Source organism: Cellulosimicrobium cellulans, from assembly GCF_016921195.1.
GTDB classification, from domain to species: domain Bacteria; phylum Actinomycetota; class Actinomycetes; order Actinomycetales; family Cellulomonadaceae; genus Cellulosimicrobium; species Cellulosimicrobium cellulans_F.
In genome coordinates this window covers 48,841-69,364 of the sequence record NZ_JAFGYF010000012.1, presented here as the reverse complement: position 1 = coordinate 69,364, position 20,524 = coordinate 48,841, and the positions used below count along the sequence as shown (strand labels likewise).

18 protein-coding genes and 1 pseudogene are annotated in these 20,524 nt (G+C 74.0%); 6 read left to right on the top strand and 13 right to left on the bottom strand.

The window, feature by feature from the left end:
* Positions 1 to 60: 60 nt before the first annotated feature.
* Positions 61 to 999: a carbohydrate ABC transporter permease gene (locus tag JN535_RS18350; protein WP_205207248.1), complete on the bottom strand. Its 939-nt coding sequence runs from the start codon at positions 997 to 999 to the stop codon at positions 61 to 63.
* A 4-nt stretch (positions 1,000 to 1,003) separates the two neighbouring features.
* Positions 1,004 to 1,945: a carbohydrate ABC transporter permease gene (locus tag JN535_RS18345; protein WP_205207247.1), complete on the bottom strand. Its 942-nt coding sequence runs from the start codon at positions 1,943 to 1,945 to the stop codon at positions 1,004 to 1,006.
* Positions 1,946 to 2,252: 307 nt separating this feature from the next.
* On the opposite strand from JN535_RS18345, the gene JN535_RS18340 reads away from it, so the two are divergent.
* Positions 2,253 to 3,254 (top strand): LacI family DNA-binding transcriptional regulator, encoded by a 1,002-nt coding sequence (locus JN535_RS18340; protein ID WP_205207280.1) that lies wholly within the window; start codon positions 2,253 to 2,255, stop codon positions 3,252 to 3,254.
* Positions 3,255 to 3,316: 62 nt separating this feature from the next.
* Positions 3,317 to 4,839 (top strand): annotated as a pseudogene (gene arfA / locus JN535_RS18335) (arabinosylfuranosidase ArfA).
* A gap of 42 nt (positions 4,840 to 4,881) precedes the next feature.
* Here the strand turns inward: arfA and JN535_RS18330 are convergent.
* Positions 4,882 to 6,123 carry an ROK family transcriptional regulator gene (locus JN535_RS18330; RefSeq protein ID WP_307868947.1) on the bottom strand — a complete coding sequence of 414 codons (1,242 nt, stop codon included), beginning with the start codon at positions 6,121 to 6,123 and terminating at the stop codon, positions 4,882 to 4,884.
* A 103-nt stretch (positions 6,124 to 6,226) separates the two neighbouring features.
* Here JN535_RS18330 and xylA point away from each other — a divergent pair, with 103 nt between their 5' ends.
* Both xylA and JN535_RS18320 read left to right on the top strand, forming a co-directional pair.
* A complete protein-coding gene (gene xylA / locus JN535_RS18325; protein WP_307868945.1) occupies positions 6,227 to 7,408 on the top strand; it encodes a xylose isomerase in 1,182 nt (393 codons plus the stop codon).
* Between the two features lies 1 nt (position 7,409).
* Positions 7,410 to 9,005 carry a xylulokinase gene (locus JN535_RS18320; RefSeq protein ID WP_205207245.1) on the top strand — a complete coding sequence of 532 codons (1,596 nt, stop codon included), beginning with the start codon at positions 7,410 to 7,412 and terminating at the stop codon, positions 9,003 to 9,005.
* Positions 9,006 to 9,104: 99 nt separating this feature from the next.
* Here the strand turns inward: JN535_RS18320 and JN535_RS18315 are convergent, their stop codons facing one another.
* Complete coding sequence (locus JN535_RS18315; protein ID WP_205207278.1) at positions 9,105 to 9,566, bottom strand: tRNA (cytidine(34)-2'-O)-methyltransferase; 462 nt, start codon at positions 9,564 to 9,566, stop codon at positions 9,105 to 9,107.
* 147 nt (positions 9,567 to 9,713) lie between these two features.
* On the opposite strand from JN535_RS18315, the gene JN535_RS18310 reads away from it, so the two are divergent.
* Positions 9,714 to 10,109, top strand: a complete 396-nt coding sequence (locus JN535_RS18310; RefSeq protein ID WP_307868942.1) for a YybH family protein — start codon at positions 9,714 to 9,716, stop codon at positions 10,107 to 10,109.
* A gap of 3 nt (positions 10,110 to 10,112) precedes the next feature.
* Here JN535_RS18310 and JN535_RS18305 read toward each other — a convergent pair whose 3' ends face one another.
* Genes JN535_RS18305 through JN535_RS18295 form a run of 3 tightly spaced genes read right to left on the bottom strand, consistent with a single transcriptional unit; the run spans position 10,113 to position 12,840 of the window.
* Positions 10,113 to 11,459, bottom strand: a complete 1,347-nt coding sequence (locus JN535_RS18305) for an RNA polymerase sigma factor (protein ID WP_205207244.1) — start codon at positions 11,457 to 11,459, stop codon at positions 10,113 to 10,115.
* On the bottom strand, positions 11,456 to 11,875 hold the full coding sequence (locus JN535_RS18300; RefSeq protein WP_205207243.1) for a YciI family protein: 420 nt from the start codon (positions 11,873 to 11,875) through the stop codon (positions 11,456 to 11,458). Before JN535_RS18300 ends, JN535_RS18305 begins: the two co-directional genes overlap by 4 nt.
* A gap of 47 nt (positions 11,876 to 11,922) precedes the next feature.
* Positions 11,923 to 12,840 carry a LysR family transcriptional regulator gene (locus JN535_RS18295; protein ID WP_205207242.1) on the bottom strand — a complete coding sequence of 306 codons (918 nt, stop codon included), beginning with the start codon at positions 12,838 to 12,840 and terminating at the stop codon, positions 11,923 to 11,925.
* Positions 12,841 to 12,922: 82 nt separating this feature from the next.
* Between JN535_RS18295 and JN535_RS18290 the strand changes: the two genes are divergently transcribed.
* Positions 12,923 to 13,957, top strand: a complete 1,035-nt coding sequence (locus JN535_RS18290; protein WP_205207241.1) for a DMT family transporter — start codon at positions 12,923 to 12,925, stop codon at positions 13,955 to 13,957.
* 7 nt (positions 13,958 to 13,964) lie between these two features.
* On the opposite strand, the gene JN535_RS18285 is transcribed toward JN535_RS18290, so the two are convergent.
* From JN535_RS18285 to JN535_RS18260, 6 genes are all read right to left on the bottom strand, one after another.
* Positions 13,965 to 15,029, bottom strand: a complete 1,065-nt coding sequence (locus JN535_RS18285) for a hydroxyacid dehydrogenase (protein WP_205207240.1) — start codon at positions 15,027 to 15,029, stop codon at positions 13,965 to 13,967.
* Complete coding sequence (locus tag JN535_RS18280; protein WP_205207239.1) at positions 15,026 to 16,195, bottom strand: dihydrodipicolinate synthase family protein; 1,170 nt, start codon at positions 16,193 to 16,195, stop codon at positions 15,026 to 15,028. The genes JN535_RS18285 and JN535_RS18280 overlap by 4 nt, the downstream gene beginning before the upstream one ends.
* Positions 16,195 to 17,253: an NAD-dependent epimerase/dehydratase family protein gene (locus tag JN535_RS18275; protein WP_205207238.1), complete on the bottom strand. Its 1,059-nt coding sequence runs from the start codon at positions 17,251 to 17,253 to the stop codon at positions 16,195 to 16,197. The genes JN535_RS18280 and JN535_RS18275 overlap by 1 nt, the downstream gene beginning before the upstream one ends.
* Before the next feature lie 8 nt (positions 17,254 to 17,261).
* Positions 17,262 to 18,182 (bottom strand): carbohydrate ABC transporter permease, encoded by a 921-nt coding sequence (locus JN535_RS18270; RefSeq protein ID WP_307868939.1) that lies wholly within the window; start codon positions 18,180 to 18,182, stop codon positions 17,262 to 17,264.
* Positions 18,179 to 19,132, bottom strand: coding sequence for a carbohydrate ABC transporter permease (locus JN535_RS18265; RefSeq protein ID WP_162290336.1), 954 nt, complete (start codon positions 19,130 to 19,132; stop codon positions 18,179 to 18,181). The genes JN535_RS18270 and JN535_RS18265 overlap by 4 nt, the downstream gene beginning before the upstream one ends.
* A 76-nt stretch (positions 19,133 to 19,208) precedes the next feature.
* A complete protein-coding gene (locus JN535_RS18260) occupies positions 19,209 to 20,483 on the bottom strand; it encodes an ABC transporter substrate-binding protein (protein WP_205207237.1) in 1,275 nt (424 codons plus the stop codon).
* Positions 20,484 to 20,524 lie beyond the last annotated feature (41 nt).

Here is a 20,524-nt window from a genome sequence, read left to right as displayed (position 1 = left end):
GCGGGTGGGGGTGTGCGCCGGGGTGCCGGCGGGGTGGGCGAGCGGTCCGGCGTCGGGCCGTCACTCCTTGACCGAGCCGGCCGCGAGGCCGGACTGCCAGTAGCGCTGCAGGAACAGGAACGCGATCACGAGGGGCAGGATCGTCAGGACCGCGCCGGTGATGACGAGGTTGAAGATCGCCTGCCCGCCCGCGGTGGCCGCCTGGGCGTTCCACGCGTTGAGCCCGAGGGTCAGCGGGTACCAGTCGGGGTCCTTGAGCATGATCAGCGGCAGGAAGTAGTTGTTCCAGGTCGCGACCATGGTGAAGAGCAGGACGGTGACGATGCCCGGGGCGAGCAGCGGCAGCGACACCTGGAAGAACGTCCGGGCCTCGTTGGCGCCGTCGACGCGGGCGGCCTCCAGCAGCTCCTGGGGCACCGACTCGGCGGCGTAGGTCCACATGAGGTAGAGGCCGAACGGGGAGATCAGCGACGGGATGATCACGGCCCAGGGGGTGTTCGTCAGGCCCATCTGGCTGAACATGAGGAACGTCGGGACGGCGAGCGCCGTGCCCGGCACCGCGACGGCGCCGATGACGGTCGCGAACACGCCGCGCTTGCCGGGGAAGTCGAACTTGGCGAGCGCGTACCCGCCCATCACGGCCAGGAACGTGGCGCCCCCGGCGCCCACGACCACGTAGAGCAGGGTGTTGGCGAGCCAGCGGACGAAGATGCCGTCGTCGTAGGTGAGCGTCTGCGCGACGTTGTCGACGAGCGCGAACTCGCTGCCGAACCACAGCCCGAAGCTGTCGAAGAGGTCGGGCTGGGTCTTCGTCGCGTTGACGACGAGCCAGACGAGCGGGACGAGCGAGTACACGAGCACGACGCCGGTCAGGACGGTGAGGAGCACGCTGCGGCGGGGCTTGTCCGCGGAGTACGCGGCGCGCCGGGGCGTGCGGAGGCGGATCGGCCTCGGTCCGGGGCGGGGCGTGGCCGAGGCCGTGGGGGTCGCGGTGGTCATGGTCTCAGGCCTCCTTGCGCATGCCGCGGAGCTGGACCACGTAGGCGACGATCATCGTGACGACGCCCATGATGATCGCGACCGTGGCGGAGTAGTTGTACTGCTGCCCGGAGAAGGACAGCGAGTACGCGTACAGGTTCGGGGTGAAGTACGTCGTGATCGCGTTGGGGGCGAGCGCCTGCAGGATGCTCGGCTCGTTGAAGAGCTGGAAGGAGCCGATGATCGAGAAGATCGTCGCGATGACCAGCGCGCCGCGGATCGCGGGGAGCTTGATCGCCGAGACGATGCGCCACTGGCTCGCGCCGTCGAGCTCCGCGGCCTCGTACAGCGACGTGGGGATCACCCGCAGCGCCGAGTAGAAGATGAGCATGTTGTAGCCCACGAACTCCCAGGTCACGATGTTGCCGATCGAGGCGAGCACGAGGTCGGGGGAGAGCGGGTTGGGCAGCGAGACGCCGAGCGCGTCGTTGATGTTGCCGACGAGCCCGAACCGCGTGCCGTACATGAAGCCCCACATGAGCGTCGCGACGACGGCCGGGACGGCGTACGGCAGGAAGATCGAGATGCGGAAGAACGACTTGCCGTAGAGCCGGCCGCTGTCGATCGCGAGGGCGACGAGCAGCGCGAGGCCGAGCATGATCGGCACCTGGACCACGAGGAAGAGGCTGACGCGCCCGAGCGCCTCCCAGAACTGCGGGTCCGAGAACGCCCGGGCGTAGTTGTCGAGGCCCACGAAGCGCGTGCCGCCGACCATCTGCGTGCGGAACAGGCTCAGGTACAGGGAGTACGCGATGGGCGCGAGGAACACCAGGGCGAACACGGCCATGAACGGACCCACGAAGCCCCAGCCGACCCACGAGCGCCGGTGGCGTCGGGTGCGGGGGGACGAAGGTGCGTCGACCGATGGCAGGGACGCTCCTGCCACGGGTGGGGACGTCGTCGTCATGCTGTGTCCTCGTCGTCGGGGGAGGGGGACGCCGGTCGTCGCCCTTGTTTACGCAAACATCAGCATGCACGACATTCGATGTTTGCGCAAACATCGCTTAGGGTGGTCGACGTCGGCGCGACGGCGCCGAACCAGCGCTGGAGCTGTGCCGCACTGACCGCGAGGACGACGGATGACCAACCGGCTCGACGACGACGCCCCCGTCACGACGACGGCGCCGCAGCGGCGGACCGCAGCGGTCGCCGAGACGGTCCCCGCCGTCGAGCCGGCCCGGGCGCGCCGGCCGCACGACGTCCGCCGCGTGTCGATGGCCGACGTCGCCCGGATGGCCGGGGTGTCCGCGCAGACCGTGTCGCGCGTCGCCAACGGGCACCCCGGGGTCGTGGAGGACACGCGGACCCGCGTGCTCGCCGCGATGGCCGAGCTCGACTACCGGCCGAACAGCGCGGCCCGCGCGCTCAAGAGCGGCACGTTCCGGACCATCGGCGTGATCCTCTTCTCGCTCGCGACCACGGGCAACGTCCGCACGCTCGAGGCCATCGCGACGTCCGCGGCCGCCCAGGGCTACGCGATCACCGTCATCCCCGTCGCCGCGCCGACCCAGGGTGGCGTGCACGGCGCGTTCACGCGCCTCGGCGAGCTGGCCGTGGACGCGATCATCCTCCTCATGGAGGTGCACCTGCTCGACGTGGCGCGCGTCAACCTCCCGTCCGGGGTGAAGGTCGTGGTCGCCGACTCCGACGCGGGCGACACCTACGCCGTCGTGGACACGGACCAGGCCGACGGCACCCGGCAGGCGGTGCAGCACCTGCTCGACCTCGGCCACCGCACCGTCCACCACCTCGCCGGCCCGGAGAGCTCCTTCGCGGCGGAGCGCCGGGCCGTCGCGTGGCGCGAGACGCTGGAGCGCGCCGGCCGGCCGGTCCCCGAGCCGGAGCGGGGCGACTGGTCGCCCGCGTCGGGCTACGAGGCCGGGCGGCGGCTCGCCGAGGACGACGACGTGACCGCGGTGTTCGTCGCGAACGACCAGATGGCGCTCGGGCTCGTGCGCGCCCTGCACGACGCGGGCCGGCGGGTGCCGCAGGACGTGAGCGTCGTCGGGTTCGACGACCTGCCCGAGTCCAGCGAGTTCCTGCCGCCCCTGACGACCGTCCACCAGGACTTCGCGGAGGTGGGGCGCCGGTGCGTCGAGCAGGTCCTGCGCCAGGTGCACGACGGCGTCACCGAGACCGGGACGCGGCTCGTGCCCACCCGCCTCGTCGAGCGGGCGAGCACCGCACCCCCGCCCGGCGCGGCCCCGCGCCGCTGAGCGCCGCCGCACCGGCGACCGCCGCCGGCGATCCGTCGGCACCGACCCACGAGACGAGGACCATGACCCACGCACGCATCCAGATCGACCCGGACGACGCCGTGGGCGCCGTCTCACCCCGGCTGTTCGGCACGTTCGTCGAGCACATGGGGCGCTGCGTCTACGGGGGGATCCACGACCCCGGGCACCCCTCGGCCGACGCCGACGGCTTCCGCGGCGACGTGCTCGAGCTCGTGCGCGAGCTGGGCGCGACGGTCGTGCGGTACCCGGGCGGGAACTTCGTCTCGGGCTTCCGGTGGGAGGACTCCGTCGGCCCGCGCGAGCAGCGCCCGGTCCGGCTGGACGCCGCCTGGCACAGCATCGAGACGAACCAGGTCGGGCTGCACGAGTTCGCCGGGTGGGCCGAGCGCGCGGGGCTCGAGGTCATGATGGCGGTCAACCTCGGCACGCGCGGCGCGGCCGAGGCGGCGCAGCTCCTCGAGTACTGCAACCACCCGGGCGGTACCGCGCTGTCCGACGAGCGTCGGGCGAACGGCGCTCCGGAACCGTTCGGCTTCCGCCTGTGGTGCCTCGGCAACGAGATGGACGGCGACTGGCAGATCGGCCACAAGACGGCCCACGAGTACGGAAGGCTCGCGGCCGAGACCGCGCGGCTGATGCGCTTCGTCGACCCGACGGTCGAGCTGGTCGCGGCGGGTCGTCGTCGGCCGACCAGCCGACGTTCGGGGACTGGGAGCGCGAGGTCGTCCGCCAGACCGCCGGGCTCGTCGACCACGTGTCGCTGCACGCGTACTACGAGGAGACCCCGGGCGACCTGCCTTCCTTCCTCGCGTCCGGCGTCGGGCTCGACCGCTACATCGCGACGGTCGCGGGCATCCTCGACGAGGAGGAGGCGGCGCTCGGCGACCGCATGCAGGGCCGGCGGCTCGGCATCAGCGTCGACGAGTGGAACGTGTGGTACCTCGACCGCTTCAACGAGCGGGACAAGGAGCCGCTGCTGACGGGCGCGTGGAACGTCGCGCCGAGGATCATCGAGGACGAGTACTCGGTGGCGGACGCCGTCGTGGTCGGGAGCCTGCTCAACTCGCTCGTGCGGCACGCGGACCGCGTCTCGATGGCGAACCAGGCGCAGCTCGTCAACGTCATCGCGCCGATCCGCACCGAGCCCGACGCCGACGCGTGGCGGCAGACGATCTTCTGGCCCTTCGCGATCACCGCCGCCCGCGCCCGGGGCGCCGCGCTGCGGGTGGCCGCGGACTGCCCGACCGTGCCGACCGCGGCGTACGGCGACGTGCCCGTGGTCGACGTGTCCGCGACGACGACGGCCGACGGTCGCGTCGAGGTGTTCTGCGTGAACCGCGACCCGGAGCACCCCGTCGAGGTCACGCTCGCCGCGGGCGGGGTGCGCGCGGTGCGCGACGCCGTCGTGCTGACGGTCCCCGACGGGCACGACCGGTTCGTGACCAACACGCGCGACGCGCAGCCCGTCCGGCCAGCCCCGCTCGGCGCGCGCGTGGAGGACGGCGAGGTGCGACTGACGCTCCCGGCGCTCTCGTGGGCGGCGGTCGGCCTCGACCTGGCCTGACCGGGGCCTTCGGCGCGCGCGACCGGTGCGCGCGCCGGGGGCTCAGTCCTCGGCGACCCAGGCGCTCGGTTCCTCGACGACGGCGCGCAGGACCTCGCGCGCGCCGCCGGTGAGAGCCGCGTGGTCGCCGACCGGGGCGGGGAGCAGCACGACGTCGGTCCACGGCGCCGCGAGGACGCGGGAGCGCAGCTCGGCCTCGGCGGTGCCGCGCAGGTACGGCAGGAGCGCGGGATAGATGCCGCCGAGCAGGACGGTGTCGATGTCGACGAGGTTCACGTAGTCGGCGAGCGCGCTGCCCAGCGCGGTCCCGGCCTGCTCGACGACGGCGAGCGCGGCGGGGTCCGCGGCGTCGAGCGCGGCGACGAGCGCCTCGGTGGGGGCGTCGACGGGTAGGCCCGCCCCCCGCAGGAGCGCGTCCTTGCCCGCGTACTGCTCGAGGCAGCCGGTCGCGCCGCAGCGGCACCGGGGGCCGCGCGGGTCGACGACGACGTGCCCGATCTCGCCGGTCCAGCCGTGCCGGCCGTGGAAGAGCCGGCGGTCGACGACGATCGCGGAGCCGATGCCGACGTCGCCCGAGACGTAGAGGTACGTGGACGGCACCGGGCCGGACGCGGGGTCCGTCGCGCCGTCGGGCACGACGCCGCGGCTCGCCTGGGCGAGCGCGGCGAGCTTGGCCTCGTTGCCGATGTCGACCGGGACGTCGGGGTCCATGCCGAGGAGCGGGACGGGGTCGAGGCGGGACCAGCCGAGGTTGGGTGCGACCTCGAGCCGCCCGGCGCGCGTGTCGACGAGTCCCGGGAGGGCGAGGCGGGCGCCGGCGACGGTCATGCCGTCGGCGCGCACCTGCGCGAGGAGCTCGTGCGCGATGCGCCCCAGCCGGGCGAGCACCTCGGCGGGGTCGCTGTCGTGGAGGTCGTCGGGGTCGACGTGCTCGGCGACGACGGCGCCGGTGAGGTCGAGCACGCGGCCGCCGAGGTAGTCGACGTTGACCTCGAGGCCGAGCCCGACGAGCGATCGCGGTGCGGGTGCGAGCGGCACCGCGGGCCGGCCGGCTCGCTGGGGGGTCGCGGGCGGGAGCTCGGCGACGATGCCCGCGGCGACGAGGCGGTCGACGAGGGTGGAGACGGTCGCGCGGGTCAGCCCGCTCGCCGCGGCGATGTCGGCGCGCGAGCACGGCCGGGCGGACTCGAAGACCGCGCGGGCGACGAGGGCGAGGTTGTGCTCGCGCAGCGTGGCCTGCCGGGCTGCTGGGGGACCCGTGCGGGTCGCGACGCTGCGGTTCACGGTCTTGACCTTACCGACCCGGGCGGATAAGTTCATCCGTAAGACAAAAATGCGGCCGTCGGCGCGAGGAGCGCGTCGCGGCCCTCTCGACGAGGAGATCACCGTGGCCGACGAGACCACCCAGGACATCAACTTCTCCTTCGGTCTGTGGACCGTGGGCTGGACCGCGCAGGACCAGTTCGGCAGCGCCAGCCGTCCCGCGCTCGATCCGGCCGAGTCCGTGCGCCGTCTGGCCGACCTCGGCGCGTGGGGCTTCACGTTCCACGACGACGACGTCGTCCCGTTCGGCTCCGACGACGAGGAGCGCACCAAGCGCCTCGCCGCGGTGCGCCAGGCCGCCGAGGACACCGGCCTCGTCATCGAGATGGTGACGACCAACCTCTTCAGCCACCCCGTCTTCAAGGACGGCGGTCTCACGTCGAACGACCGCGGCGTGCGTCGCTACGCGCTGCGCAAGGTGCTGCGCAACGTCGACCTCACGGCCGAGCTCGGCGCCAAGACGTTCGTCATGTGGGGCGGCCGCGAGGGCACCGAGTACGACGGCGTCAAGGACCTGCACTCCGCGCACGAGCGCTACGCCGAGGGCATCGACCTCACCGCGGCGTACATCAAGGAGAAGGGCTACGACCTCAAGATCGCGCTCGAGCCCAAGCCGAACGAGCCCCGCGGCGACATCTTCCTGCCGACCATCGGTCACGCGCTCGGCCTCATCGCGAAGCTCGACAACGGCGACATCGTCGGCCTCAACCCGGAGACGGGCCACGAGCAGATGGCGGGCCTCAACTACACGCACGGCATCGCGCAGGCGCTGTGGGCGGGCAAGCTCTTCCACATCGACCTCAACGGCCAGCGCTCGATCAAGTTCGACCAGGACCTCGTGTTCGGCCACGGCGACCTGCTCTCGGCGTTCTTCACGGTCGACCTGCTCGAGAACGGCTTCCCGAACGGCGGCCCCACCTACACGGGCCCGCGCCACTTCGACTACAAGCCGTCGCGCACCGAGAACGAGGTCGGCGTGTGGGACTCCGCGCGCGCCAACATGGAGACCTACCGCCTGCTCGCGCGCAAGGCCGCGGCGTACCGCGCCGACAGCCGCGTCCAGGAGGCGTTCGCTCACTCCGGCGTGTTCGAGCTGGGCCAGCCGACCCTCGCCGAGGGCGAGTCCGTGGCCGACCTGCTCGCTGACCGCAGCACGTACGAGGAGTTCGACGTCGACGCCGCGGCGAACCGCGACTTCGGCTTCGTGCGCCTCAACCAGCTCGCGCTCGAGCACCTGATCGGCTGAGGTGACGACCGACGTCAGGACGTCCGACGCCGGCGACGAGCGCACGCTCGTCGCCGGCGTCGACACGTCCACGCAGTCCTGCAAGGTCGTCGTGCGCGACGCCGCGACGGGCGCGCTCGTGCGCACGGGATCGGCGAAGCACCCCGACGGCACCGAGGTCCACCCCGACGCGTGGTGGGACGCGTTCCGCGAGGCCGCGTCCGCGGCGGGCGGGCTCGACGACGTCGCGGCGCTCGCCGTCGGCGGCCAGCAGCACGGTCTCGTCGCGCTCGACGCCGAGGGGAACGTCGTGCGCGACGCGCTCCTGTGGAACGACACGCGCTCGGCCCCCGCGGCGCGCGACCTGATCCGTGAGCTCGGCGAGGCCCGCCTCGCCGAGGGCGTCCCGGACGCCCACGACCGGGTCGAGTCCGCGAGCGAGGCGGGCGCGCAGGCGTGGGCCGACGCGATCGGGTCCGTGCCGGTCGCCTCGCTCACCGTGACCAAGCTGCGCTGGCTGCGCGACGCGGAGCCGGAGAACGCGGCGCGCGTCGCCGCCGTCGCGCTGCCGCACGACTGGCTCACGTGGCGTATCGCGGGGTACGGCCCCGCGGGCGACGAGTCCGCGCCGCTCGGGCCGGACCTCGACGCGCTCGTCACCGACGCGTCCGACGCGTCGGGCACGGGCTACTACGACGCGACCAGGGACGACGGGCCCGACGGCCGGGGCGCGTACCGCCTCGACCTGCTGGAGCTCGCGCTCGGCCGGGCCGACGTCGTGCTGCCGCGCGTCGTCGCGCCGTCCGCGACGGCCGGCGTTGCGCACGCCTCGGTCGCAGGGAGCGCGGTCGAGGGCGGCACGCTGCTCGGTCCGGGCGCGGGCGACAACGCCGGCGCGGCGCTCGGCCTCGGCATGGTCGCGGGCGACGTCGCGGTGTCGATCGGGACGTCGGGCGTCGTGTCCGCCGTGACCGACGACCGCACCGCCGACGGGTCTGGCCTCGTCAACGGGTTCTCCGACGCGACGGGCCGGTACCTGCTGCTCGCGGTGACGCTCAACGCGAGCCGCGTGCTCGACGCGGCGCGCGCGGTGCTCGGCGTCGACCACGCGGGGCTGTCGCGGCTCGCGCTCCAGGCGCCCCCCGGCGCCGACGGGCTCGTGCTCGTGCCGTACCTGGAGGGCGAGCGCATGCCCAACCGCCCCGACGCGTCGGGCACGCTGCACGGCATCCGGCTCGGCACCTCGACGCCGGAGCACCTCGCGCGCGCGTACGTCGAGGGCATGCTCTGCGGCCTCGCGGACGGGCTCGACGCGCTGCGGGCGCTCGGCGTCCGGGTCGAGCGCGTGCAGCTCATCGGCGGCGGCGCGCAGTCCGAGGCGGTCCGGCGCATCGCGCCACAGGTCCTCGGACTGCCCGTCACCGTCCCCGAGCCCGGCGAGTACGTGGCCGACGGCGCCGCACGCCAGGCGGCGTGGGTCCTCGCCGCGCACGAGGCGGGCGGCTCCGGGGCGGACGTCGCTCCACCCACCTGGGCCGCGTCGTCGGCCACGGTGGTCGAGGCCGACCCGGTCCCCGCGATCCGCGAGCAGTACGCGGCGGTCCGCGACCTGGTCTGACCCGCCCGAGCGCTGAGTGCGGAAGAGTCGCGCCCGATCCCCTCGGGCGCGACTCTTCCTGCAGTCGGGGGGCCGCCGTGCCCCGGTGGGCGGCCTCCCTCAGGCGCCCCCGGCGAAGCCCGTCTGCCGCCACGCCTCGTAGACGGCGATCGACGCCGCGTTGGTGAGGTTGAGCGAGCGGCGACCGGGCAGCATGGGGATCCTCAGCTGGTCCGTGATCCGCTCGTGCGCGAGCACGTCGTCGGGCAGTCCCGTCGGCTCGGGGCCGAAGAGCAGGACGTCGTCGGGCCGGTAGTTCACGTCGGTGAACGACGTCGTCGCGCGGGTCGTGAACGCGAAGACGCGGCCCGGGAGGGTCGCGAGCGCGGCGTCCAGGTCCGCGTGCACCTCGACGCTCGCGAGGTCGTGGTAGTCCAGGCCCGCGCGGCGCAGCCTGGGCTCGTCCAGGTCGAACCCGAGCGGCTCGACGAGGTGGAGGCGCGCGCCGGTCACCGCCGCGAGGCGGATCGCGTTGCCCGTGTTGCCGGGGATGCGCGGCTCGAAGAACACCACGTGGGGCAGGGTCGACGGCGGTCGGGCGGCCGGGTCGGCGACGTGCGGGCGCCAGTCGGTGCCGGGGTCGGGGGTCTCGCTCACCCCCCGATTCTCGCAGCGTCGCGGGAGGGGTAGCGTCGGACGGGTCGACGACGACCGACCGAGGAGCGACCTGTGCCCGAGACCGTCCAGCGCGAGGCCGTGACGGCCTGGGTCGCGGCGTACGAGGAGGCGTGGCGCGCGAGCGACACGACCGCCGTCGAGCGGCTGTTCACCCCGGACGCGACGTACCTGCGTTCGCCCTACGACGACGAGCCGTTGCGCGGTCACGACGCGATCCGCGGCTTCTGGACCGCGGACGAGGGCGCGACCTTCACCGTGACCGCGGAGCCCGTCGCGGTCGAGGGTCCCGACGCCGTCGTGCGCCTCGAGGTCCGCTACCTCGCGCCTCAGGCGCAGGAGTACCGCGACCTGTGGGTGCTCCGGTTCGCCCCGGACGGGCGCGTCGAGCACTTCGAGGAGTGGCCGTACTGGCCCGGCACGTCGTACACGGCGTCCGACGGGTCGTAGCGCTCACGTGCCGAGCGCGTCCGCCTTGCGACGCAGCAGGTCCCGCTCGCGCGGGTTCGGGCACAGCCGCAGCGCGAGCTCGTACTCCGTGCGGGCCTCGTCGACACGACCGAGGCGTCCGAGGAGCTCGGCCCGCACGCTCGGCAGGAGGTGGAACCCGGGCAGGCGGTCGGTCGCGACGAGCTCGTCGACGATCTGCAGCGCCTCCTGCGGGCCGTGCGCCATCGCGACGGCGACGGCCCGGTTGAGCTCCACGACCGGTGAGGGCGCGAGACGTCCGAGCGCCTCGTAGAGGAGGACGACGCGGTCCCAGTCCGTCTCCTCGACCGACGGGGCGACCGCGTGGCACTCGGCGATCGCCGCCTGCAGCCCGTACGCGCCGCGGCCGTGGCCCGGCGTGCCCACCGCGTCGGCGCGGGCGAGCGCCGCACGGCCGCGCCGGATCGCCGAGCGGTCCCAGCGCCGTCGGTCCTGGTCGGCGAGCAGCACCGGGTCGCCGTCGGGCGTGGTGCGGGCGGGGAACCGCGCGGCCGTGAGCTCGAGGAGCGCGACGAGCGAGTGGGCCTCGTGCTCGTCGGGGACCAGCCCCGCGAGGACGCGCGCGAGCCGGAGCGCCTCGTGCGCGAGGTCGGGGCGCAGCCAGTCGTCGCCGGTCGTGGCCGTGGACCCCTCCGTGAAGATCACGTACAGCACGTGGAGGACCGAGCCCAGACGCTCGCGCCGCTCCTCGGCCGGGGGCACGCCGAACGGTACGCCGGCCGCGGCGAGCGTCTTCTTGGCGCGCGTGATCCGCGCCTGGACCGTCGCCGTGGGCACGAGGAACGCGCGCGCGACCTGGTCGCTCGAGAGACCGCCGACCACGCGCAGGGTGAGCGCGACGCGCGCCTCGGGCGAGAGCACCGGGTGGCACGCGACGAACATGAGGGCGAGCACGTCGTCGTGGACCTGGTCGGGGTCCCACAGCAGGTCGGCGCCCTCGCCGGGCGACGGGCCCGACGGCGGCCCTCCCGTGACGACCGCGCCCTCTCCCAGGCCGTGGGCGAGGGCCGCGTAGCGCTCGTCGAGGGCTGCGCGGCGGCGGAACGCGTCGATCGCGCGGCGCCTGCCGACCGTGAGGAGCCATCCCGAGGGGTGGCGCGGCACGCCGTCGCGGGGCCACGCGACGAGCGCCTCGGCGAGCGCCTCCTGCGCGAGGTCCTCGGCGAGCGCGAAGTCACCGGTGTAGCGCGCGAGCGCGCCGACGATCCGCGCGGACTCGATGCGCCACACGGCCTCGACCGCGCGCCGGCCCGGGTCGGTCTGCTGGCTCTGGCCGACACCCGAGCCGGCGCCCGCGTCGCTCGCGCTCACAGCTGGCCGGTCGCCTCGCGCCACGCCCGCTCCTTGCGGATCCACTCGTTGTCCTGCGGGAACTCGTCGATCGTCGTCACGCGACGGACCTCGACCTTCGTCCCGGGGCCGGAGAACGGGAGCCGCTTGGCCCACTCGACCGCCTCCTCCTTCGACGCGACGTCGAGGACGTAGTAGCCGCCGAACAGCTCCTTGGTCTCCCCGTACGGGCCGTCGGTCACGACGGGCACGTCGGACGAGAGGTCCACGACCACGCCCTGCCCGGGGTCGTCCAGGCCCTCGGCCGCGAGCAGCACGCCCGCCCGGATCAGCTCGTCGTTGAACCGCCCCACGGTCTCGAGCATCTCGTCGAACGAGACGTCCTCGAACGCCGCCTGGCTCTCGTCGCTGCCACGCATGATGAGCATGTACTTCATCGTCGTCTCCTCGTGCCTGCGGGCCGGACCACCCGACCCTCTCATCCTCAGGTCGAACGGGGACCCACGAGATCGACACGCGCGCCCGCGACGTCGTGGAGCGTGTCGAGGACCGCCCGGCCCGGAGGCGTGCCCACCACGGCGTCGCGCAGCACGGCGTGGATCGAGCGCACCGGAGCGGGTCGGACCACGGGGACGGCGACGACGCCGGGCGGCAGGTGCGCGGCGCCGAGCGCGGGCAGGACCGTGAGGCCGACGCCCGCGCCGACGAACGCGATCGCGGTCGGGTAGTCGTGCGCCTCGACGTGGAACGGCGGGCTGAACCCGGCGGCCGTGCACGCCTCGACGAGGGTGCGACGGCACCACCCGCGTGCGAAGTCGTTGTCGACCCAGCGCTCCTCGCGCAGCTCCGCGAGCTCGACCGTGTCGCGGCGCGCCAGGGGATGGTCGTCGCGCAGCACGACGACGTACGGGTCGTCGAGCAGGTGGTGCGACCGGAAGCCGCTGCCCGGGGCGAACCCGCGCGGTGCGACGACGAGCTGCACGTCGGCGCGCGCGTCGGGGTCGTCGGGGATCGTCTCGCGCAGCTCCAGGTCGAGCCGGACGCCCGGGAAGTCGGTCGTGAGCCGGCGCACGACCTGGGGGAGCCACGCGGCGCCCACCGAGGCGAAGTAGGCGACGGACAGCGTCCCCGTCCGGCCCGCGCGCAGGTCCGCGACGACGGCCTCGGCCTCGCCGAGCCGCGCCAGCACGCCGTCGGCCTGGGCGGCGAGGGCGAGCCCCGACGCGGTGGGCCGCACGCCGCGCCCGGCTCGTTCGAGCAGCGTCAGACCGGTCTCGCGCTGGAGCGCGGCGACGTGCTGGCTCACGGCGGACGGCGTGTACCCGAGCGCCGCCGCGGCGGCCTGGACCGACCCGCTCGCGACGACGGACCGGAAGACGCGCAGCCGGTGGACGTCGAGCATCGTCCCACGCTACAGCCGCGCTGAATCGAGCGGTAGAAGATCTCGCTGGTGCTGAACGTTCCTGTGGGGCGACGATCGACGCGTGACCGCACGTGAGACCCGGACGACCACGCCCGTCGACGCCTCCCGGCCCGCCGTCCCGGCAGCGACCTCCGCCCGGTCGGGGCCGCTCCCGGCTCGCGGGTCGGCCCGTCGCGCCGCGTTCTCCGTCGTCCTCGCGGTGGCCGTGACGGTCCTGCTGTGGGCATCGGCGTTCATCGGTGTGCGGGCCGCGGGCCACGACTACGAGCCCGGGTCGCTCGCGCTCGGCCGTCAGCTCGCCGGCAGCGTCGGCCTCACGGCGATCGTCGCCGTCCGATGGCTGCGCAGCGGCGCGCGTCCCGTCCTCCCGCGCGGTCGCGTCCTCGTCGCCGTCCTCGCGTGGGGCGTGGGGTGGTTCAGCCTCTACAACCTCGCGCTCAACGCCGCCGAGCAGCACCTCGACGCGGGGACGACGGCGCTGCTCGTGAACGTCGCGCCCGTCCTCGTCGCGGTGCTCGCGGGGCTGCTGCTCGGCGAGGGCTTCCCGCGCCGCCTCCTCGTGGGCATGGCCGCCGCGTTCGCGGGCGTGGCCGTCATCGCGACGGCGACGTCCTCGGGGGAGCGGGACGTCCTCGGGGTCGCGCTCGGGCTGGCGGCCGCGGTCCTCTACGCGGGCGCGGCGACGTCGCAGAAGCGGCTGCTCGCACGCGTCGACGCCCTGACGATGACGTGGGTCGGGTGCCTCGCGGGCACGGTCGCGCTCCTGCCGTTCGCCTCGGCGCTCGCCGCGGACGTGGGCCCGGCCCCCGCGTCGTCCACGTGGGCCGTGGTGCTCCTCGGGCTCGGCCCGACCGCCGTCGCCTTCACGACGTGGGGATACGCGCTCTCGCGCCTCAGCGCGGGCAGGGCGGCCGCGACGACGTACCTCGTCCCGCCGATCGTCGTGATGCTGTCGTGGCTCGTCCTCGCCGAGGTCCCGGCCGTCGTCACGCTCGCGGGAGGTGCGCTGTGCCTGGCCGGCGTCGCCGTCGCGACGCTGCCGCGACGGCGACCGGCACCGGCGGCGCCGGCCGCGCCCCCGGGCGGCTCGCCGTGATCGGGCGTCAGCCCATGCGGTCGAGGTCCGCCTCCCGGACCTCGTGGACCAGCGGCTCGCCCGCGCGGAACCGCGCGAGCTCGTCGACGACGATCGCGCCCTGCGCGAGCCGCCCCTGCACGGTCGCGGCGGCGTGGTGCGGCGTGAGGAGCACGTTCCGCAGGCGGCGCAGCGGGTGGTCCTCGGGCAGCGGCTCGGCGTCGTAGACGTCGAGCGCGGCGCTGATCCGCCCCGTCGCGAGCTCGCGGACGAGCGCGTCCTCGTCGGTGAGCCACGACCGCGCGGTGTTGACGAGGCCCGCGTGGTCGGGCAGGAGCGCGAGCTCGCGCGCGCCGAGCAGGTGGTGGGTCTCGGGCAGCACGGGCGCGTGCAGCATCGTCACGCGGCTCGTCGCGAGCAGCTCGTCGAGCGCGACGAGCGTCGCGCCGAGCGCGGCGGCGTCGGCGGGGGAGAGGGTCGGGTCGGCGACCACGACCTCCGCGCCGAGCGCACGCAGCATCGCGATCGCCGCACGGCCGGTGCGCGACGCCCCGACGACGCCGACGCGCGTGCCCGCGATCTCGTACCGCGGGGGTGCGGCCTCGGCGTCGGCCCACGGGACGCCGTCGTGCAGGGCGTTGTGGAACGCGGGGACCTGGTGCAGCAGCGCGAGCGCGAACGTCACCGAGACCTCCGCGACGGGGCGCGCCATCGCCTGGCCCGCCTGTGTCACGCGGACCCCGCGCTCCCACAGCGCGGGCGTGACGAACGGTTTGACGGAGGCGCCCGTGTGCGCGACGAGCCGCAGCCGGGGGAGCCGGTCCAGGAGGTCGTCGTCCAGGGGCGGCGTGCCCCAGGAGATGACGAGCGCGTCGACGCGCTCGCGCACCGCGGGGCTCAGCCGGTCGAGCGCGGCGCCGAGCGCCCGCGGGTCGTCGACGACGTCGAACGGTCCCGCGCCGGCCAGGCGCTCCCAGACGTCCGGGGCGAACAGCTCGGTGCGCAACCACGGCGCGACCGCGACGACCGCGCGGGCAGCCCCGGCTCCCGGACCAGGCCCCGCGACGGTCTCCGTGCCGGGCGCGCCGGTCATCGCAGCCAGTCCTCGAGGTGCTCCGCGACGAGCGCGTCGTCCGCGGCCGCGAGCCACGGGTACGACGCCGTCACGCGCGTCAGCTCGTCGGCCTGGCCGGGGGAGAGGGTCTCGTCCGGGTCGAGGCACCAGATGCCCTCGAGCAGGCCCTGGCGGCGCAGCACCTCGTGCACGCCTGCGATGACGCCCGCGAAGTCGCCCGCCGCGTCGAAGACGGCCGCGTTCGCGTCGGTGAGGCCGGCCGCGCGCGCGGTGAGGGTCGCGAGGGCGGCGGCGTCGGGCACGGTGGCGCCCCCGTCCGGCCCGATGCCCTGGGCCGCGTGCGCGAGGGCCAGCGTCTCGACCGCGCCCCGGGTCCAGACCGCCCACTGCCCGAGCAGGCCGCCCACGAACCGCGCCGTGAAGGTCGAGGCGCGCCCCTCGGCGTCGGTCACCGGGACGTCGAGGCGCTGAGTGAGGTCGGCGACGATCGCGTCGTCGTTGCCCGTGTACAGCGCGATCTCGTCGCCGCGCCCGGACGCGGCGACGCCGCGCAGGACGTCGAGCGTCCGGTAGCGGTGGAACGGCGCGGCCTTGATCGCGACGACCGCCTCGATCGACGCGTACTCGCGCCAGAAGCCGACGGACAGTCGCGGCCCGCCGATCGCCTCCTGGAGGTAGAACCCGATGACGGGCAGCACCTCGCCGACCGCGCGCGCCCGGTCGAGCAGCACGCGCTCGACCTCCTCGCGCGAGCCCGTGAGTCCGGGCACGCGGGGCGCGAGCAGCACCGCGTCGTAGCCGAGTCCTGCCGCGAGCTCCGCCTCGGCGACGGCCTGCCGCACGTCGCCGGCGGCGCCCGCGACCTGGACGAGCGGGCGGGGCCCGGTGTGCAGCGAGCCCGCGGGCGCGTCGCCCGCGATCGTCGCGCGCGACACCTCTGCGGCGAGCTCGAGCACGGGTCGCAGGAGCCCGTGCTCGCGGATCTCGAACTGGGTCGTGTGGACGCCGACCGCCACGCCGCCCGCGCCCGCGGCGTGGTAGTACCGCGTGAGCGCGCGCTGGCGGCGCTCGTCGAGGCGGCGGTCGGCGTCGAGCGCGAGCGGCTGCGCGGGGATGACGGTCCCCGTCCGCAGCAGCCTCGCGACGTCGTCCGCGAGGCGCGGGACCGTGACGGCGCTCGTCATCAGAACGCCCCGTCGCGCACGGCGAACTTCGTCGGCTTGCCGCTCGTCGGCAGCCCGGCCGCGAGCCACCGCGCCTGCCAGTCCACGAGCGTGCGCAGCGGCACCTGCGGGTAGCCGAACAGCTCGTGGCAGCGCGTCGCGTCGTTGAGGAGCGCCGTCGGGGCGGGCTCGCCCGTGAACGACACCTCGCGGTCGAGGCCGCGGCCGAGGAGCTCCGCGAGGCGCCGTACCGACGCCGTCTCCGGTCCGGTGAGGTTGATCGCCGTCGCGGGCGACGACGCGAGCGCGAGCGAGCGCAGCGCGACCTCGTTCGCGTACCCCTGCCACACGACGTTGACGTGCCCCGTCGTGAGGTCCACGGGCTCGCCCGCGAGGATCGGTGACGCGACGTCGAACAGCACGCCGTAGCGCAGGTCGACGGCGTAGTTGAGGCGGATCGTCACGACCTTCGTGCCGCGCGAGAGCGCGGCGTGCTGGAGCACGCGCTCGCGCCCGAGGCAGCTCATCGCGTACTCGCCGACCGGCCCCACGGGGTGCTCCTCGGAGCACCCGCCCGACTCGACGGGCACGAGCGGGTAGACGTTCCCGGTGGAGAACGCCGCGATGGTCGAGTCGGCGTAGCGGCGCGCGACGTCGTGCACGAGCGCCGCGTTCGCGGCCCACGCGAGCGACGGCGCGGACGACGTGCCGAACTTGGCGCCCACCATGTAGACGACGTCGGCGCCGTCGGGCAGGGCGGCGAGGTCCGCGTCGGGCGCGAGCAGGTCGGCCGCGACGACGTTCACGCCGGCGTCGCGCAGGCGGTCGGCCTGCGCGGCGTCGGACCACCGCGAGACGGCGTGCACGGCGTCGCCTGTGCGCCCGGCCGCGTCGAGCGCCCGGCGGGCGAGGACGGTGAGGCTCGGACCCATCTTGCCGCCCGCTCCGAGGATGACGAGGTCGCCCGAGCGGGCGGCCAGGTCCTCCACGAGGGCGGGCGACGGCGTCGTGAGCAGCTCCTCGAGCTCCGCGACGGACGTCGGGGCTTTCAGGGCGGTGGTGCTGGTCTGCGTGGTCATGTGGTGAGTCATCCCTTGATGCCGGACGAGGTGACGCCCTCGACGAAGAAGCGCTGGGCCACGAGGTACGAGGCGAAGATCGGAACGAACGAGATGGTGGCGCCCGCGAGCACCATGTTGAGCGGCACGTCCTGCTGCTGGAGCGAGGCGATGCCGACGGTCAGCGTCCAGTGGTCGGTGCCCTGGCCGATGATGAGCGGCCACAGGAAGTCGTTCCAGTGCCACAGGAAGACGAACGTGCCGAGCGTCGCGAGGATCGGCTTGCACAGGGGCAGCACGATGCGCAGGAAGATGCGCCACTCCGAGGCGCCGTCGAGCTTCGCGGCCTCGAACAGCTCGTCGGGCAGGTCGAGGATGAACTGCCGCATGAGGAACACGGCCTGCGCGTTCGCGAGCGTCGGCAGGATCAGGCCCCAGTACGTGTCGAGTCCGCCCGCCTGCGCGATGAGGATGAACGTCGGGATGAGGGTCACGTGGTACGGGACCATGACCATCGCGAGGAACGACCAGAACATGGCCTCGCGCCCGGGGAACTTCTTCTTGGCGAACGCGTAGCCGGCCATCGACGCGAGCAGCAGCACGGCGACGACGGACACGACCGAGTACACGAGCGTGTTGACGAGCCAGGTGCCGATGTTGCCCGCGCCGAGCACGCGGCCGTAGGCCTCGGTCGTGAGGTTCGTCGGCAGGAGCGACGCGGGGAAGTCGATCGCGGCGGCCGGCTTCAGCGACAGCACGACCATCGCGTAGAACGGGAAGATCGTCACGACGGCGGCGAGCGAGAGCACGACGTAGCGCAGCACCTTGCCGCGCAGCGACAGGTCGCTCGCGCCCTTGCGGCCGCGCCGGCGCCGGGTCGCGGTGGGGCGCACCGGCAGCGCGGCCCCCTCGAGCACGCGCTCGGTGGTGGTGGGGTCGGCGGCGGTCACTTGTCCCTCCCGATGGCGAAGCGCTGGATGAGGGCGACGACGAGCGTGACGACGAACAGCGCGACGCCGAGCGCGCTCGCGTAGCCGAGGTCGAAGTACTTGAAGCCCTGGTCGTAGATGTAGAAGACGAGGTTGTAGCTCGCCCGGGCCGGTCCGCCCGCCGTCATCACGTAGACGAGGTCGAAGATCTGGAACGACGCCGTCGTCTCGATGACGGCGAGGAAGAAGAGCGTGGGCTTGAGCTGCGGCGCGATGATGTGCCAGAACCGCTTCCACGGTCCGGCGCCGTCGATCGCGGCGGCCTCCTCGAGCTCGCGAGGCAGGTCCTGCATGCGGGCGAGGAGGATGAGCATCCCGTACCCGAAGCGCGACCAGATCGCGACCATGGCGAGCGCGGGCAGCACGAGCAGCGTGTCGCCGAGCCAGGACTCCGTCGAGAACCCGAGCGCGCCCATGAGCTTGGACCACGGGCCGTTCGTGGAGAACACCCACGTGAACACGGTCGCGGCGAGCACGAGGCTCGTGACGACGGGCAGGAAGAACACCGACCGGTAGAAGCCGGAGCCGCGGAACGAGCGGCGCACCATGAGCGCCATGAACGTCGAGATCGCGAGCGACACCGGGACGATGAGCAGGCTCAGCACGACCGTGACGCGCAGCGCCGACCAGAAGATCGGGTCGTCGACCATGCGCCGGAAGTTCTCGACGCCCGTCCACTCGGCGCCGACGCCGATGGTGTAGTCGAAGAAGCTCAGCGCGACGCCCGCGATGGCGGGACCGAACCGGAACAGCAGGAACAGCAGGAACGCGGGGAGGGCGAACAGCAGGCCGATCCTCGCCTCGCGGCGCTGCAGGACGCGGCGGGTGCCGCCGCGCGGGGGCTTCGACGCCGGGCGCCGGTCGGCCCCGTCGGCGGTGATCCCGTCCGAGGTGGGGGCGGTCGCGGTCATGGGTTCTCCTCTCGTACCGCGAGGGGTGCCGCGGCGCGGGCGGCCAGGGGGAGGGCCGCCCGCGCCGCGACGTCGGTCAGCCGAGCAGCGGGTTCGCCGCTGCGGCCGCGTCCTTCAGGGCCTGCTCCGGCGTCTTCTCGCCGATGAGCGCGGCCTGGATCTCCGGGGCGAGCACGCCCATGACCTCACGGGACTTCTCGTTGACCTCGCCCGCGGTCGTGTACTGGAGCGTGTCCTCGAGCGCGGAGAGCACCGGGTCGTCGGCGTAGAGGCCCGACTCGGTCTCGTACGGCGAGAACCAGCCCGCCGCCTTCGCGTACTCCGTGCTCACCTCGGGCGAGGTCGCGAACGCGGCCCACTTGCCCGCGGCGTCGAGGTTGTCCGCCGTCTTGAGCACGGACAGCGAGCCGACCGTGCCGAACGCGACCGCCTCCGCCTCCTTGAGGGGCGGGAGGACGACGACGTTCTCCTCGCCCCAGAAGCCGGCGACGTCGGCGGGGCCCTGCTGCCAGGTGCACGCGATCTTGCCCTTGGCGGTGTTGGTCTGCTCGAACGCGGGGATCGTCGTCAGCAGGTCCTTCTCGATGTACCCGCCCTCGGCGAGGTCGACCGCGAACTGGAGGGCCTGGACGCCCTCGGGCGAGTCGAACGCCACCGACGAGCCGTCCTCGGAGAAGACGGACCCGCCCGCCTGCCACAGCAGCGGGTAGAAGGACTCGTTGAGCGTCGCGTCGACCGAGCCCCAGTAGTTGGTGACGTCGTAGCCCGCGGCCTGGAACGTCGGCGCGAGCGCCATGAGGTCGTCCCACGTCTCGGGGTAGTTGCCGGCCTCGCCGACGGCCTCGAACGCCGCGGCGTTGCACACGAGCGGCTTGCTGTTCATGATCAGCGGCGAGCCGAGCATCGCGCCGTCGACCGTGACGGCCTTCGACGCGTTCTCGCGCAGGTCGCCCACCTGGTCGGTGACGTAGTTGTCCACCGCAGCCAGCGACTTGCCGTACTTGGGGATCTGGTCCGGGATGAGGTAGACGACGTCCGGGCCCTTGTTGCCCGCGATGGCCGTCGCGAGGGTCTCGTCACGACCGGCCCACGGGTAGATCTCGACCTTGACCTCGACGTCCGGGTTCTCCTCCTGGAAGGCGGCGATCTGCTCGTCCCAGAAGGCCTTGTGGGCGGCCTCGTCGGCGATGACGGGGTACGTCCACATCGTCACGGAGCCGGACGCGGCGCCGTCCTCGGGGGTGGGGGTGGAGCTGCCGGCGCCGGCACCGCCGGCGCAGGCGCTCAGCGCGCCGAGCGTGCCGACCGCGAGGGCGGCGGTCCAGAGGCGCTTCGTCGTGCGCAGGGTCATCGACGTGTCTCCTTGGTGAGGTCCCGCCGGGGTGGGCGGGT